This is a genomic window from Gymnodinialimonas ulvae, from assembly GCF_037543845.1.
In the GTDB taxonomy this organism is placed as follows: domain Bacteria; phylum Pseudomonadota; class Alphaproteobacteria; order Rhodobacterales; family Rhodobacteraceae; genus Gymnodinialimonas; species Gymnodinialimonas ulvae.
Genome location: NZ_JBBIFX010000002.1, coordinates 28,872 through 43,998, shown reverse-complemented (window position 1 = coordinate 43,998; position 15,127 = coordinate 28,872). Strand labels below are relative to the sequence as shown.

The window sequence follows — 15,127 nt, the reverse complement described above, 5'->3', positions numbered from 1 at the left end:
TTTTTGGAGGGGCCGACCTCCAAAAAGAAAATCGCCGGAGGGGTTGCAGCCCCATCCGACGACAAACAAAAGATCAATGCCAGACCTGAATACCAGAACGCACTAAATCCCGCAAGCTTGGTGTGTGAGGTGCGGGTATGACGCAGCACCTCACACATGGCGGTTTGCCGGATGGTTTGACGCGTTGGCAGTTCTTTGGATTGATCGAGCGCGGTCGTCGTCAGCTGGGTCTGAGCAAGGGCGCAATCGCCTACCTGAAGGTGGCAATCTCCAACACCATGGACGAAGATTTCGTCGCTGGTCGGATTTGCAGTTTCTGGACATCTGTCACGAAAATCGCGGCTCAGGCTGGACTGGACAGGCGACAAATCGCGCGCATCGAAGGTGATCTGGTACAGCGTGGGCTGCTAGCGAAAACGGCCTCTGACCACAGTCGCCGTGCTGGCTCCCGCAGAGACGGCAAGATCGGCAATGAGTTTGGGATCAACCTGGCACCTCTGATTGCGCGGGCAGCCGAGATTCAAGCTGCGGCTCAAAAGGCTGCCTTTGAAGAGGAAGAGGCCGAACGGCTTCGCTGCCGGATCAAAAAGCTGTTCGGTGACATCCGTAGGCTGTGTTCCGGTGTTGCAACTCAGGCCGCCGAGGAGGTTTTGCCCAATCGCCGTCCGTCGACCATTCAGAGCTTTGAGCGACTGCGGCAGGTAGCCGAGGCGCTGGAAGCTGTCTGGGAGGATTTTTCTGTGCAGATCGGTAGGGGTGAAAAGTCCCACCAGTGCGACATTTCACCCGCACTCAATACAAGTAAGGAAAATATCAACAAAACCTGTAGGCCTGACGGGCAGGATGATGTTCCGCCGATCCGGACAACACCTGCACAGGTGGCGCTGCTGGCCAGCGAACCGCTGCGAGAGATCATCGAGCTCTATTGGAACGCGTTCGACAACCGAAGCCGCCTTAGCTGGCAATCGGTCCAATTGGCTGCCAGAGATCGGGCTGATCAACTTGGGATAAGCGGTGGTATCTGGCAGCGACAATGCGGGGCGTTGGGCGAGGAAAGGACCGCCCTGTGCCTAATGATCGCTGATCGCAATTCAGACCGCTCTGACGCCTATCGGGTCAGGGATGCCGCCGCCGCGTTCATCGGAATGGCACGCTCAGAGGCGCGCCGGGGCGCTATCGTCAACAGCCTGCTTGGGGAACTGATCGGCAACCAAGGAGGTCAAAGAAATGGCCTCTGAGCTAGCGTGTCCACAGGCCCTCACTTACCATCGAGACCTCATCGCAACATCAGACCGCGCGCCCACCACAAGGCTGGCGCGGGCTGGTGTTGCAGTCGCCGAAGGCGGCTTCGGTCCACTTGGGACCGGCGGCGCAGCCGCAAGCTGGGTACAGGGGCGCAGCGTCTTGTCCGATGTGTTGCTCGCCAACACAATAGTCGGTCAGTATTGTGTTGCGCCATCGCAGGGGGTGTAGCGATGGCAGGCCCCCAATTCGTACACCTTCAAACCTTCTCACGCAAAGCCAACAAGGCGGGGCAAAGTGTGCAGCAGGTCCTTGATGAGGCCGCTCGCCGCCCCGAGTTTTCTCAACATGTCGACGAACCCCAAGCGCCAAAAATCATCGAAGGCCTCGCCCCAACTCAGGTGCTTGAGATGCACGATGAAATGGTCGCGGCTGGTTTTGTCGAGGTCGTGACGAAAGAAGGCTCGACCGTACGGCGAGGGGTTCGAAAGGACCGTCATACCTTGCTCACAGCGGTCGCTTCTTACCCTGTGCCGCGCCACCTCGTCGAAGGGGACCAAGCCGCGAGTGACGCTTACAAGCGTTGGATGGAATTCAATGTTCGGTGGTTGAAAAACCATTTTGGGGACAAGCTGGTCTCCATCATCGAGCATGTCGATGAACAGCATCCGCATTTGCATGCCTTCGTGTTGCCGCTGGACGACCCCGGCTGCAACGCGCGTCGATTGAATCCTGCGTGGCAGGTCAAAGAGGAAGCGGAGGCCCTAGCCAAAGAGAGTGGCAAACCTGCGCAAGAAGCCGTCAAGTTTGGCAACCGCGCTTATCGTGCGAAGGGACGTGAGATTCAGGACCACTACTTTCAAGAAGTGGGGCTGCCCTCCGGCCTCACACGTACAGGGCCCAAACGGGAACGACTTTCGCGAGAGCAATGGCGGCAACGCAAAGAGCAAGCGCGCCGGGATGCAAAGCTCCACCAAGAAATGGAAAAACGGGTTGAGGAGTTATCAGAGCTTCAAGAAGCACTCGAGGACGCGACCGAACGAAAAGCCAGACAGCTAGCGGAAAAAATGGCTTTGGTGGATCAGGTTCACCAAGATGCCGAAGAAGCAAAGAAACGCTCAATGCACCGTTCCCGGGCAGAAGTCGAAGCAGCAAAGCAAGAGGCCAACCTGCTGCGCCAGAAGGTTCGAGAGGAATTGGCTGGTCAAACGGCCAAGACGGAAGCCCATCAGGCCGAGCTGGAGCAAGATCGGCGTGCTTTTGAGTTGGAGAAGCGACGAGTTGTCAAACGGACCGTTCGCGATGTAGCCAAAGCCACCGTGCGTGTGCTCACGGGGGTTTTCACCGGGACTATTCAGCTCGACCCAGAGCGGTCCTCTTTCACGATTGATGATCGGGATCTGGCCAAAACCATCGATGACTATGGCATCAAGCCGTATCTCGAAAAACCCATTATGGTCATCCATTCGGTCTGGCAGAAGGTGTCGTCACTTTTGCCTCGGGTTCAAGTCGTTCACTTAGAACAGGACTTGAAAGAAGAACTTGCACCCAAGCTACCGCCTTTCGATCAGGGGGCTGAGCCATGAGCGACGATTTAGATGACCGGATCGCCTATCTTCGGCAGCAGCGTCAGCTTGAAGGCACGGCACAAACACAGAAGGCCGCTGATCTGATCAAAGCAATTGACGAACTGCAAGAGCTTGTGCGGACCACATCCTTCAAAGCGACAACTGTTCAGGGCCAGATGCAGGTCGTTGAGGCGGAAATGAGCGCGCTTGAGAGCCGGGTAATAGGCACCCGACGTGTTCTGATTGGTGGCATTGCTGCCGCCGGTTTGCTCGGTGCATTGGTCTTGGTGGCTGCGCTATGGTCAAGCAGCAACTTGAAGACTGCCGCACGGGCCGAAGCCGACGCCCTGCGCATCCTCTACGCTGACCAGATCGAGGCTGCGCGGCTGGAAGGCAATGCAGAGTTGGCTGCACTACAATCTGAGATATCGACCCGACGCTCTGATATCGAGCGCCAGATTATCGAGGTAGGAGCCGAGCTCTCTGAAATTGCGGATGAACGCGATGCGACTCGTGTTGCGCTGGAAGAATTATTGGACCTGCGCGACCGGGTTGGCGTGGAGTTTGTCGAATACCGTGGCCGCGTGATCTTTGTGGTTCCAGACGGTAGCGAGCTTGTGGCCTGGCGCGCGCCGGGTCTATCAGAGATCGCCAGCTACAATGGGCGAATGTATAGGCTCAACCAGTGATGCGAAATTGTTGCGCCATGGCGTAATTTTTCATTTTTTACGTTGAAGCGTAAAATCTCAAGATATACGCTCCAGCGTAAATGGAGCGCATCATGGAAACCTTGGCCCGCACACCAGAACAGATCGGCACCGCCTTGCGGCGCGCCCGCAAAGCAAAAGGGCTGACCCAGAAAGAGGTCAGCTCGCTATCTGGCTTGCGCATTGCCACGATCTCCTCGGTCGAGAATGGCGACGAAGGCACGCAGCTCAAGACGATCCTCGCAGTCATGATGGCGCTCGGCCTGGAATTCCGGATCGGTGAGCGACGAAAGGATCAGCCGGATATCGAGGATATCTTCTGATGGCACGCAGACTGACGGTTCTTTTGAACAGCCGCCATGTGGGCGAGATCGACATGGCGCGCAGCGGCGCGATTTCGTTCCACTATGCGCCGGACTGGCTGGCATGGGAGTACACGCTTCCCGTCTCCCTGTCCCTGCCATTGCAAGAGCAGGTCCATCAGGGTGCGCCGGTCATTGCCTATCTGGAGAACCTTTTGCCGGATAATCCAGTGATCCGGGAACGCGTCGCAGCTAAGACAGGAGCAGACGGCACGGATGCCTACAACCTCCTTGAAAAGATCGGTCGCGACTGTGTGGGGGCCTTACGATTTGTCGTCGGTAATGATCTTCCGGAGCCGAAAGGTCTAGAAGGAGAGCCGGTTTCGGACGCAGAGGTGGCAGAGGTGCTCCGCAACCTTGCCACGGCTCCACTAGGGATTGACGATGACGATTTTCGGATTTCACTCGCCGGTGCGCAGGAGAAAACTGCGCTCCTGCGAAAAGACGGAGAATGGATCAGGCCGGTCGGCATGACGCCGACAACCCACATACTGAAGACACAACTCGGGGTACTGCCAAACGGGATCAACCTGTCCGACAGCGTCGAGAATGAGTTCCTCTGCATGACGTTCTGCAAGGCTATGGGGCTTGATGTGGCCGAGGTGGAGATCGCCGATTTCGAAGATGTGCGCTCACTGGTGGTCACGCGGTTCGACAGGCGCTGGACGCGCGATGGCAGGCTGATCCGCCTTCCGCAGGAGGATTTCTGCCAAGCGCTTGGTTACCCGCCAAGCCAAAAGTACCAGATGGATGGCGGGCCTGGCATCGCTGACGGTATGAAACTGCTATCGGCGAGTGACGGCCCAAACGACGACCGTCTGGCTTTCTTCACGGCACAGATCGTCTTCTGGCTACTTGGGGCGACCGATGGCCATGCGAAGAACTTTAGCATTGCCCTGCGCCCCGGCGGCGGGTTTCGCATGACCCCGCTCTATGACGTCCTCACGGCGCAGAAGGCAGTGGTCGACGGACAAATCCGCCATAATCGGATGCGCCTCGCAATGTGCGTTGGCGATCAGAACCACTATCGGATCAACGAGGTGGTCAAACGCCACTTCCTTGAGACGGCCAAAACGGTTGGGCTTGGGGGCGACTTAGCTGAAAATGCAATTGATGAGCTTCTAGGTCGTATTCCGGCAGCTATGGCGGAGACGGAACGTGCCCTCCCTGGGGACTTTCCGCGTGACCTAATGGCATGTACCTGGGAAGGAGTTGAAGCTCGGATGGCGGCTCTCGCACCTTAAGCGGACACCACATCCGAAATTGCTGAAACCGCCGCTTTCGGATCGGCGTTCAGTGCCTGAAACCACTCTACAAACTCAACAACGTCTAGCCGTCGTTCACCAGTTTCTATTTTGGCGACATAGGACTGCGGTCGCTGTAAGCGGTCGGCAAGCTCCTGTTGTGTAACGCCTTTCGACTTTCTTGTTTCTACCAGCACCTGCATCAACGCCTGGTGCCCCGGCGTTCGCAGACTTCTGGTCATGCGGCATCTCCATTCGGGCTAAGCCCTTGCCGCGTAATCCTGTTCTGGTATTATCCCATTATAGGATATTGCGGAGGAAACTGTGTCTGGTTCCCCAAAGAAAAAGCCGAAAATGCCGCACGGATACAAAGTCATCCGTGGCAATGTCGTGGACATCGTTGATCGCGTCGAACGGGAGGTGAACCGCCGCACCCGGCGCGTCGAACGTTCGCGGCAGTGGCGGGAAATGACGCTTCGGGAAACGGGTGGGCAAGAACACACATTTGTCGGTGAAGTGTTGGACCGCGCCCGCCACGGAGATGATGTCGCCGTTGTCTGGGCACCAATTGGGCGGGAGCCAGTCGCCCTGGCGAACCTGACGGCTCAATGCCTGCAACTCCACGGGTCAGCCGATCCGGACACGCCGGAAGGAAAACTCTCTACTGCTTTGTTGGTTGCGGTCGTTGGGGCTCTACCGGGTTTGTTGGTCTACTACGCGATCCTGGCCATGTTTTTTTCGAACCTGAGCGACAGCATGTCGGCGACGGCGTTGAAGTTCTATCCTCTCGTCCTGTTGCCTGCTGCTTGGTGGATTTCTACCAAGCTTACCGGATGGGCGCATGACCGCGCAGAGCGTGTCTCAAAGGAGGTTGAACAAGCGTTGGTGGCAGCTGGAATAACATCGGAGACCGAAGTTCGTGACATCCACGGCGTCAGACAGGTGGCACTGGCCTAGCCAGAGTAGGCATTGGGTGCTAGACGGCGGTCCCCGCCTTTCAGCGCGTCGCAGAATTTGAGATCAGCCATGAAGCATTGGTATACCGCCGACACGCATTTCGGCCATGACAACATCATCAAGCATTGCGCTCGCCCGTTTGAGTCCGCAAGCCACATGGATGCCGTCTTGCTCGAAAACCTGGTATCGAAGGTTGGCCCGCAAGACACGCTTTGGATTGTTGGAGATTTCGCCTTCGGGCCGAAGGCCAAAGATCGCAAGTGGTTGTCTAACCTGTTTTCCCGCCTACCGGGCGCGGAGAAACACCTTATCGTCGGCAACCATGACGGCGAAGCTACCCAGGCTTTGCCTTGGACTTCAGTCACGCATTTGACTGAGGTGGCAGATGGTGCGGGCGCGCCTTCCGTCCTCTGCCACTACCCAATGATCACATGGCACAAAGCCCGGAAAGGCGCTTTGCAACTGTTTGGCCACGTCCATGATCAGTGGATGGGAAGTAGAAACGCAGTGAATGTCGGTGTGGATGTTTGGGGATACGTGCCTGTGACGATCAGGGACATTCATCAGAGGGCTAAGACATTGCCCGTTAACAAGCATTGGGACGACGTGGAGCGCAATGCTGACTTCTTCTGAAAATGAACCCGATAGCCAACAAGGACCGTAATCATGCAAGTTGACGTTCAAGCTTAGATTTTCGTTTCTCCCAATCGGGCATCACTCGTCTCAATTGGTCAAAGAACGCGGAACCATGATGTGGGTGGTCTATGTGGCACAACTCATGAGTGATCACATAGTCGATAGCTTCTGTGGAGGCTCCGATCAGCGAGCGGTTGAGCACTAAATTCCGTCTTCCTGTCATTGATCCCCAGCGTGAGCTCAGCTCTCGAATGATGACGCCATTCGGAATCACGCTTTCGGGATCTGGGAAACGCTCTCGGCAAATGTCCAAGCGTTCCGCGAATTTGATCTGGGCGCGTTGCAACATCCAACCTCGCACCATCTCACGGGTCTGGGAGATTTGACCAGGTCTCGTGCTCAGAACTATCAACTGACCACGTTGCATCTTCACGCTGTTCTTTATGCTGGGGATTACTTTGAGCTTGTATTGTCGTCCCAAGTACAAGTGGGTCTCGCCTCCGACATAGCGACGTTCTGGCGTTTTGGGTTGAAACTGGTCGTAGTAGCGAAGCTGTTTGCATATCCAAGGCGCACGGTTACGAACCTTTTCGATGATGCGTTCAGAACTCGCATCCTCCGGCGCGACCACCTCAACCTGTTGATCAGGTAATACGCTTATGGACAGGGTCTTGCGAACCCGTCTTACCACAGAAAAACGGATCGTTTCGCTGCCGAAGATCGTCTCTAGAACCTCTGCGCTCATCCAGGGAACCTCGCCCGCGCGATATCCATGATCCGCAGCTCGATGTCGTCAAGAAGGTCGAGGGAAATGTCGATGCCCTTCTCGTCGCGCACAACGTCGAAGAAATAGTCGTCGATTGCGTTGCGCATGTTGTTCTGCGCCATCTCGTTCGACCAGACATCGACAATGTGGTGATCCTTGATGATCCCAACAATCGACTGCGCGACATCGGCTGTCACAGTGTCCTCAACGCCCCCATTGATCTCCTTCAGGATCGGCTCAAGGACGCCGAAAACGGCCTGAGCGTCCGTGTCAACCTTGATGCTTTCGGGCATTTCTCGGCCATGATCGCGGCGCGCAACGCGCCCCGCCAAATCGATGACAGCCTTGAGGTAGTCCTTCTCCGAAATCCGCTTCTCTCGGTAGTCGCGGATCGTCTCTGCTAGCATCTCGGAAAACTGCCTGTAGAAGGACGGGTCTTCATCCATCTTTTCCGTGATCGTGCGTTTGGTGGCGCTTGCAATGCGGTCCGCCTTGGAGGCGGCAGTCTTGCCCTCTTCTTCGATCAGAGCGTTCAGCGCATCCGGATCGTTAATGTTCACTATGTCGATGATGACTTCGGCTGGTTTTGCCGTGACATGATCATCCAGCAATTTCTGAATTTTGGGCTCGAACTCCTTTACATCGACTGTTTCCTGATAACGAAGCTGAACAGAGCGCTTTAGCTCCGAGAAGGCTTTCCAATCCTTCGTGAAGGTGACAACCGCCGCCTCATCAAACACGTCATAGAGCTTCTCGGAGGAAAGCGAGATATGCAGGCAGCGGCCATAGTCCTTCAGCCGAGAATAGAAGTCTGCCCTTTTGGCATCGTCCGCCAAGAGCTGTTCGAACTGCTCCATGTCCTTCTTGTTCCGAACCTCCTTGAAGACGTCCCACAGCTGGTCATGCAGCTGCGGTAACCTTCGTATTTCCTCCCGAATGTCGTGCAACGATCCTGCGACATCATCACCGTCGAAACCTTCAAAGGCGCTATAGGTTGTCAGAGCCGCATCGAGCTCACCAAGCAGCCCCTCATAATCGACGATGAAGCCGAACTGTTTCTCTTGGTCGTCGTCCTCGTAGAGGCGGTTCACGCGGGCAATGGCTTGAAGAAGATTGTGCTCCCGCAACGGCTTGCATACGTAGAGAACCGTGTTCCGGGGGGCGTCAAAGCCGGTCAACAGCTTCGAGACGACAATCAGGATTTCAGGATCGCCTGAGCCCTTGAACGCGTCGATGATCTGGCGATTGTATTCGTCCTCGGTTTTGTGCCTGGCCATCATCTTGTCCCAGAACTTACGCACCAAGTCTTTGGATTCCTGATCAACCTCCTCGTTCCCCTCTTTGTCGTCAGAGGCGGAAATGATGATATCGCTTGTTACGTGGCCTATCTCATCTAGGGCCTCCTTGAAACGCACGGCAGCAGCCTTTGAGGGTGCCACAAGTTGCGCCTTGAAGCCCGTGCCCTGCCAATACTGGCGGAAGTGCTCCGAGATATCGAACGCCTTTGCTCGGATGGCTTGGCTCGTCTTGGACAATGCATCCATTCGCGAGAATTTCCGCTTTAAGTCGGCTTTCTGCTTCTCTGTCAGTCCCTGGCTGATCTTGTCGAACCAGGTATCGACGACATCGCCACTAACCTGCTGCTCAACCAAGCGCCCTTCATAGAGCAGCGGGACAACCGCCTCGTCCTTCACCGCCTGATCAATCGTATACTTGTGGATGAGCCCCCCAAACGTATCGAGGGTGTTCTTGTCCTTTTTCAGAAGAGGCGTGCCAGTGAAGCCGAGATAACATGCGTTCGGCAAGATGCGCCGCATCTTCAAAGCGAACTTGCCATGCCCGCCATAGCGGCCTGTCTGGCTACGGTGGCTCTCATCAACCAAAACGAAGATGTCGGCGCTGTCATCCTGGAAATCTCCTGCCTTCATGGCAGTATCGAACTTGTTGATGATCGTTGTAACCAAGGGCGCACGATTCCTGATCAGCTCGATCAGATTCGCCCCCGTGGCTGCGCGCACGGGTTCAAGGTCGCAGGACTTGAAGGTGCCTTTGATCTGCTTGTCCAGGTCATCCCGATCCGTGACGATCAGGATACGGGGGTTTTTCACGTTCTTGTCGAGGGCAAGCGCACGCCCAAGCATCACCATCGTCAGGCTCTTCCCTGAGCCTTGTGTATGCCAGATCACTCCTCCCTTGCGGCAACCTTCCGGTTCAAAACTCTTCAAGCGGGTAAGAGCGGTTTTGATACTGAAAAATTGCTGATGGCGGGCGATTTTGCGCACACCTCCATCAAAAACCGTGAAACGCCTTACGAGGTCGAGAAGGCGCTCCGGTCGGCACAACGCGTAGATGGCGCGATCCTGTTCACTGATCGACCTCTCCCCGCCCGCCGCCAGCTCTTCGAAGAATACGCGCGCATCGGCTAGATCGCCCGAGAAGACAGCACCTTTTTCTTCTGCCGTCAGAGGTCGATTGATCGCGGCTGAGATATCTGCGTTCTGATCCTCTTCATCGCGCCAGATTTGCCAGAACTTGCGCGGCGTGCCGACGGTGGCGTAGCGGGCTTCCTGGCGCTTCATGCTCATCAAGAGCTGTGCATAGTGGAAGAGCTGCGGGATATTATCTTCGTTCTGATATCCGATCAGCTGGCTGTCGGCCTTCTTGAGTGACTCCGTAGGACGCTTGTTCTCAATCACGATGAACGGGATGCCGTTCACGAAACAAACAATATCGCAGCGCCGTGTCGCTGTGCTGGCTGTTCGCTCTACAGTCATCTCAGCCGTCACATGGAAGACGTTGTTCTCCGGTGTCTCCCAGTCAATGTACTTGAACGAATAGCTCTTGCTGTCGCCATCAATGGTCTTTGAGATCGTGGTGCCCAGAACCAAGAGATCGTAGACATCCTGGTTCGTACCCTTCAGCCCTTTGAGCTTGTCAGGCGTTGGCTTAAGGCGGCGGAGCGCCTCATGGGCGTCCTCTAGATCAAAGGCATAGCTCTTGCCCCGGTAGCTATAGCCATTGAGCGTCAACAACTGTTCAACGACAATATCGTCGAGGATCACGCCGCGAGTTTTACCCCGCAGCTGATCGACCTCTGCCTGCGACAAAGGCTGGAAGCCCAACGCGACTAGGGTTTGGATTGCGGGTATCTGGGACTGATACTTTTCGGCGGGGTTGAAACCTTGAGGTGCAGAGTGCTGATTCATGCGGCCTCCTCAATGACATCATCGTTGTCATTTTCGTCGACATCGTCACCATCGTCCGCATCAGAGGCAGGTTTTTCGATCAACTCGACAGCTACAGGAATTCCAAACTGCGCGAGCCGATCAACGGCTGCTTGAAAACTCACCTTGCTAAAGAATGGCAGACCGATTGTGCCGTTTGCATACGGCGGTCTCATAATACCATAGACAACCCGATAGTCCTCTCGAACCACTTTGTCGGTGCTCTTGGGGAGATGAGCCTCGAAGCCTGCTTTGACGCTTTTGACTTTGGCGCGCAGCTTCTTTCGGAACTCTTTGTCAGAGATAAATGCATCGGCACTGACAACACCTTGCGACCAAAGATGGCTGATTGGTCCTGATGAGTTTCCATCCTTCAGATGTATGAAGTCCTTCTTATCGGAAAAGAAGTCGCAGGGCTCGATATTGGCGTATCTTACATTCTCCGGATTGATCTTGGTCCTGTCCAGCTTGACGAGATCATCCCGACTTGCCTCGAGTTGATCGATAAGTTCTTCCTCGTTGCGGCAAGTCGTTTTGCCCACGATGGTAACCCGCTCAATGGCATCGAACGCGGCTTCAATCCGGTTCTTGAATGACTTTTCGACCTTGTACCAATCCCCGGCAAACAGTACGTAGTGCTCCTGGTTTGCACCGGTACCGAGCGTCGTCTCAGAAACAAAGCAATCATACACTCGCCACTTCTCGGAAAAATCACCCTCATCATCAGCCTTCGCCTTGACCCGGTGCTTCTCTTTGATATCAGCGATTCCGCCCTCAAAAGCGCAGCGGTTGAGCTCTGAAACATAGTCATTGATCGAGAGGCTGTGAAAATTCGTGCCGTGGCTCCCAAAGCCATTGTAGTGCAGCAAAGAGCCCTCGGTGTAGTTAACGATCTCGGGTGGCGTCATGTGCAGATCGCTGGCCTTGCCCGCCATCAGGTCTTTGATTGCCTTTTCAATACTCTTATCGAGCGTTTCGATTGTGTCCTTTTCTTCGACCCTTCGCATGTTATCGACCCAAGCGAACTCTTTTTGATATGTCGTCTCGGTGTACTGCGCGACAATTTCTGCACACTTCTCATGGAACTTGTCAGGATCGACTCGACAGGTGATCGACAGGCTATCTTTGCCCGCAACAAAACTGGCAAAAGCAGAGTTTCGCGGCGTACCACCTGCAACGCGCGCGAGGTCGCGGAGCATGTCCACACCAAAGGCCCGGACATCGCTGTCCTTGCTCGCTTGTACGCGTTTTTGAAACGTAACGGCATCTGGAGTCGCGAGGTCAATGGACCGAAGCTTGTCTCTCGGAACGCTATTGAGTGTGACCCGCAGCCCGAACTGCCGCTCGAAGGCGTGATCGTTCAGCGCGATATGGACATGACCAAAACAAACGGCAGCGAAGCGTTCTCCAACAGGGATGAAGACAACCGCACCAGCACCACTTGTGAAAATGCCTTCCGGCAAATCCGGGCTGACCTGTAGCAACAGATCACGCCAACCTGGGGGGTTGGAGTAAATCTGTCCGATGAACAGCCGTGCTCCTTCACCGGCGCCCCAGGGGCGTTCTTCGAGCGCTCGGTCAGAATCTGGACCAAATGTTTCCGTGAAAGCCTCTTCTGGTGTTCGCCCTTTGCGAAGAAGACGGACGTTGAGCGTGCGCATTCTTGTTTTGTCGGTCATGCAGCAGCCTCCTCATCGTCCGAGACTTTGACGCGCCACTCGCCTGTCAGGAGCTTCTGCATCAGGCCGCGCTTTTGGTCGGTCAGGGCTTTGATCTCGGCATCCAGACAAGCCAGCTCGGCATGCGAGGCGTTCACGACATTGGCGATTGCTGCTTGCTCGTCGGGGTCCATTGGCAGGTGGAGCTTCCCTTCGAGGAACTGCTTGTTGGTCACGGCAATCGTGTTCTTGGCACCTTTCTGCACCAGCGGATGCAGGTAATTGCGCGCCGCCAACGGTGACTCGAAAAGCGCGTCCAGGATGACACCAAGCGCATAACTCTCAGGCGTGAAAACACCGTAGAGCGGTGAGACGATCACCTCGCTGTCAATCTTGCTCTGCTTGATGATGCCTAGCGGGAAGTCGCCCGTGGGGCTCTTAGTGTAAACGATATCGCCGGGCAGAACACGGTTGTAATGATCCGTGTTCGCCGCCGAGAACGACCGTCCGAGATGTTCCACTTGGTTGACCAGCCCTTTGTGCACCGAGACGGAGTAGACCTCCTCAGCACCGGTGGACTTGGAGCGGTGCTCATGCAGTACGTCGCTCAGGCGCACCTTGCGCCATTCACCGGTGAACCCCGGCAAGCGCACCTTGCCCGTGAAGAGATGGGTGCGCAGCCAGACACGGCGGCGAATGTTTAGTGACCGCAGAGCGTTGAGCTTTTCGATCGCCTCATCCCAGGTCTGCAGGATCGCGGCGATCTTGCGCTGTTCTGCAAATGGCGGAATCTTGAGTGGCACCTTGGATAAGTCTTGTTGTCCAATGTTTGCACGGACAGCCCCTTGGCAACGCCGCACGGTTTCTCGGCGCACATTGTCTGTCCGAAAGACATACTTGCAGAACTCAGGATCAAGGAGCTTTCGGGTCTGCCTGCCTCTAATCACAAAGCCCCCGAAGGTGATCGGCTCAGCGTCCATATAAACCGACGCAAACGCTATGTCTTCGGGAGTTTCCGAAGTTCGGTTGAACAAAATATCGCCATGAACCACGCTATATTCGGATGCGGCCTTGGGAGACGCCTGAACGGAGCCCGTGATTTTGTCGGCGTGAAGCTCAGGGCTCCGGAAGATGTCCATCACGTTTACAAATTTGACACCGCTACCGTACGCATCCTTGTTTGCATTCAATCCATTCTTGAATTCCATGAAGGAACCAAGCTCAACGCTTTGCCATCCTTCACGCATTAATCCCGAGCTCCTTCAGATAGCCTGACATCTTCGCGCGTACGTCTGCCAGCTCACCCTCGATCCGCACGATATCCGCCTGCACCGCGGCGACGTTAATCTCTTCCTCCGGCTGGAAGGTGTCCACGTAGCGCGGGATGTTGAGGTTATTGCCGTTCTCAGCAATCTCATCGGTGCTGGCGAGGTGGGAATACTTCTCGACCTCTGCGCGGGCGCTGTAGGTGTCGAGCACCCGCTTGATGTGGGTTTCTTCCTCCATCACGTTCTGGGCTTTGCCAGGCGTGAATTCCTTGCTGGCGTCGATGAAGAGCACATCCTTACGATCCGCATTTGCACCGCCCGCTTCGCGGGATCTATCAAAAATCAGAATGGCGACAGGGATGCCCGTGGTAGTGAAGAGGTTGGCAGGCAGGCCGACAACGGCGTCGAGAAGGTTTTCCTCAATCAACTGCTGACGAATTTTGCCTTCTGCCCCGCCGCGAAACAGAACACCATGCGGGACGATCACTGCCACACGCCCTGATTGCCGCTTGGCGATCTCGATCATGTGCGTGATGAAGGCATAATCGCCCTTGGACTTGGGCGGGATACCCCGCCAGTAGCGATTGTACTGATCTGTATCCGCATCGTCCGCGCCCCACTTATCAAGAGAGAACGGCGGGTTGGCGACGACGACATCAAACTTTTGAAGTTGATCGCCTTCGATCAGGGCGGGGCTGTTCAAGGTGTCACACCATTCGATGCGTGCGGCGTCCTTGGCGTGCAGAAACATGTTCATCCGTGCCAGTGCCCAAGTCGCTCCGTTTACCTCCTGTCCGTAGAGAGCGAAGTTGTCAGAGCCGATAGCCTCCGCTGCCTTGATCAGAAGTGAGCCGGAGCCGCAGGCGGGGTCACAGATGGTGTTGCCATCCTTCGGTGCAGCCAGCTTTGCAAGCAAGCCTGAGACGGCCGCAGGAGTGTAGAACTCCCCTGCTTTCTTGCCTGCGTCCGAGGCGAAGCGAGAGATCAGGTAAATGTAGGTTTCCCCGATGATGTCCTCTTTCACCCGCGACGGTCGCAGGTCGAGTGCAGGTTTGTTGAAGTCTTCCAAGAGGTTCTTGAGGCGACGGTTGCGATCTTTGGTCCGGCCAAGGTTCGACTCCGAATTGAAGTCAATATTGCGGAATACGCCTTCAAGCTTGGCGCGATTTTTGTCTTCAATGTCCTCAAGCGCGATGTTGATCAGCTCGCCAATGTTGGGCTCGTTGCGCTGCTCATAGAGATCATAGAAGCTTGCACCTTTCGGCAGGTAGAAGCGCTCACGCTCCATGCGGCGACGGATGCGCACATCATCGTCACCGTATTGCTTGCGGTATGTCTCGAAATGGTCGTTCCAGTTGTCCGTGATGTACTTCAGGAACAACATCACCAAGATATAGTCCTTGTATTGCGCGGGATCGACCGCGCCACGGAAGGTGTCGCAGGCCGCCCATGCGGCGTTGTTCACTTCCGCCTGTGTAAGAGTATCGTTCATTTT

Annotated in this window: 13 protein-coding genes; 7 read left to right on the top strand and 6 right to left on the bottom strand. The window is 55.6% G+C overall.

The annotated features are described in order from the left end of the window. Positions 1-137 precede the first annotated feature (137 nt). The 5 genes from V8J83_RS10005 (at position 138) to V8J83_RS09985 (ending at position 5,123) form a co-directional block, all read left to right on the top strand. Positions 138-1,238 (top strand): helix-turn-helix domain-containing protein, encoded by a 1,101-nt coding sequence (locus V8J83_RS10005; RefSeq protein WP_339986141.1) that lies wholly within the window; start codon positions 138-140, stop codon positions 1,236-1,238. A gap of 237 nt (positions 1,239-1,475) precedes the next feature. Then, positions 1,476-2,828: a plasmid recombination protein gene (locus tag V8J83_RS10000; protein ID WP_339986140.1), complete on the top strand. Its 1,353-nt coding sequence runs from the start codon at positions 1,476-1,478 to the stop codon at positions 2,826-2,828. Continuing rightward, entirely contained in the window at positions 2,825-3,499 is a 675-nt protein-coding gene (locus V8J83_RS09995; RefSeq protein WP_339986139.1) for a hypothetical protein, read from the top strand. Before V8J83_RS10000 ends, V8J83_RS09995 begins: the two co-directional genes overlap by 4 nt. Before the next feature lie 92 nt (positions 3,500-3,591). Beyond that, positions 3,592-3,840 carry a helix-turn-helix domain-containing protein gene (locus V8J83_RS09990; protein ID WP_339986138.1) on the top strand — a complete coding sequence of 83 codons (249 nt, stop codon included), beginning with the start codon at positions 3,592-3,594 and terminating at the stop codon, positions 3,838-3,840. Further along, positions 3,840-5,123 (top strand): type II toxin-antitoxin system HipA family toxin, encoded by a 1,284-nt coding sequence (locus V8J83_RS09985; RefSeq protein WP_339986137.1) that lies wholly within the window; start codon positions 3,840-3,842, stop codon positions 5,121-5,123. Before V8J83_RS09990 ends, V8J83_RS09985 begins: the two co-directional genes overlap by 1 nt. Here V8J83_RS09985 and V8J83_RS09980 read toward each other — a convergent pair. Then, on the bottom strand, positions 5,120-5,365 hold the full coding sequence (locus tag V8J83_RS09980; protein ID WP_339986136.1) for a helix-turn-helix domain-containing protein: 246 nt from the start codon (positions 5,363-5,365) through the stop codon (positions 5,120-5,122). The two genes, V8J83_RS09985 and V8J83_RS09980, sit on opposite strands and share 4 nt — an antisense overlap. An 82-nt stretch (positions 5,366-5,447) precedes the next feature. On the opposite strand from V8J83_RS09980, the gene V8J83_RS09975 reads away from it, so the two are divergent. Both V8J83_RS09975 and V8J83_RS09970 read left to right on the top strand, forming a co-directional pair. After that, positions 5,448-6,080 (top strand): hypothetical protein, encoded by a 633-nt coding sequence (locus V8J83_RS09975; RefSeq protein ID WP_339986135.1) that lies wholly within the window; start codon positions 5,448-5,450, stop codon positions 6,078-6,080. A 69-nt stretch (positions 6,081-6,149) separates the two neighbouring features. Beyond that, entirely contained in the window at positions 6,150-6,713 is a 564-nt protein-coding gene (locus tag V8J83_RS09970; protein WP_339986134.1) for a metallophosphoesterase, read from the top strand. Between the two features lie 31 nt (positions 6,714-6,744). Here the strand turns inward: V8J83_RS09970 and V8J83_RS09965 are convergent, their stop codons facing one another. Genes V8J83_RS09965 through V8J83_RS09945 form a run of 5 tightly spaced genes read right to left on the bottom strand, consistent with a single transcriptional unit; the run spans position 6,745 to position 15,124 of the window. After that, a complete protein-coding gene (locus V8J83_RS09965) occupies positions 6,745-7,461 on the bottom strand; it encodes a M48 family metallopeptidase (RefSeq protein ID WP_339986133.1) in 717 nt (238 codons plus the stop codon). Further along, a complete protein-coding gene (locus tag V8J83_RS09960; protein WP_339986131.1) occupies positions 7,458-10,688 on the bottom strand; it encodes a type I restriction endonuclease subunit R in 3,231 nt (1,076 codons plus the stop codon). Before V8J83_RS09960 ends, V8J83_RS09965 begins: the two co-directional genes overlap by 4 nt. Beyond that, the gene (locus tag V8J83_RS09955; protein WP_339986130.1) at positions 10,685-12,385 is read right to left on the bottom strand and encodes a DUF6119 family protein; all 1,701 of its coding nucleotides are present in this window, start codon (positions 12,383-12,385) and stop codon (positions 10,685-10,687) included. Before V8J83_RS09955 ends, V8J83_RS09960 begins: the two co-directional genes overlap by 4 nt. Continuing rightward, positions 12,382-13,611: a restriction endonuclease subunit S gene (locus V8J83_RS09950; RefSeq protein ID WP_339986129.1), complete on the bottom strand. Its 1,230-nt coding sequence runs from the start codon at positions 13,609-13,611 to the stop codon at positions 12,382-12,384. Before V8J83_RS09950 ends, V8J83_RS09955 begins: the two co-directional genes overlap by 4 nt. Continuing rightward, positions 13,604-15,124: a type I restriction-modification system subunit M gene (locus V8J83_RS09945; protein ID WP_339986128.1), complete on the bottom strand. Its 1,521-nt coding sequence runs from the start codon at positions 15,122-15,124 to the stop codon at positions 13,604-13,606. Before V8J83_RS09945 ends, V8J83_RS09950 begins: the two co-directional genes overlap by 8 nt. Positions 15,125-15,127 lie beyond the last annotated feature (3 nt).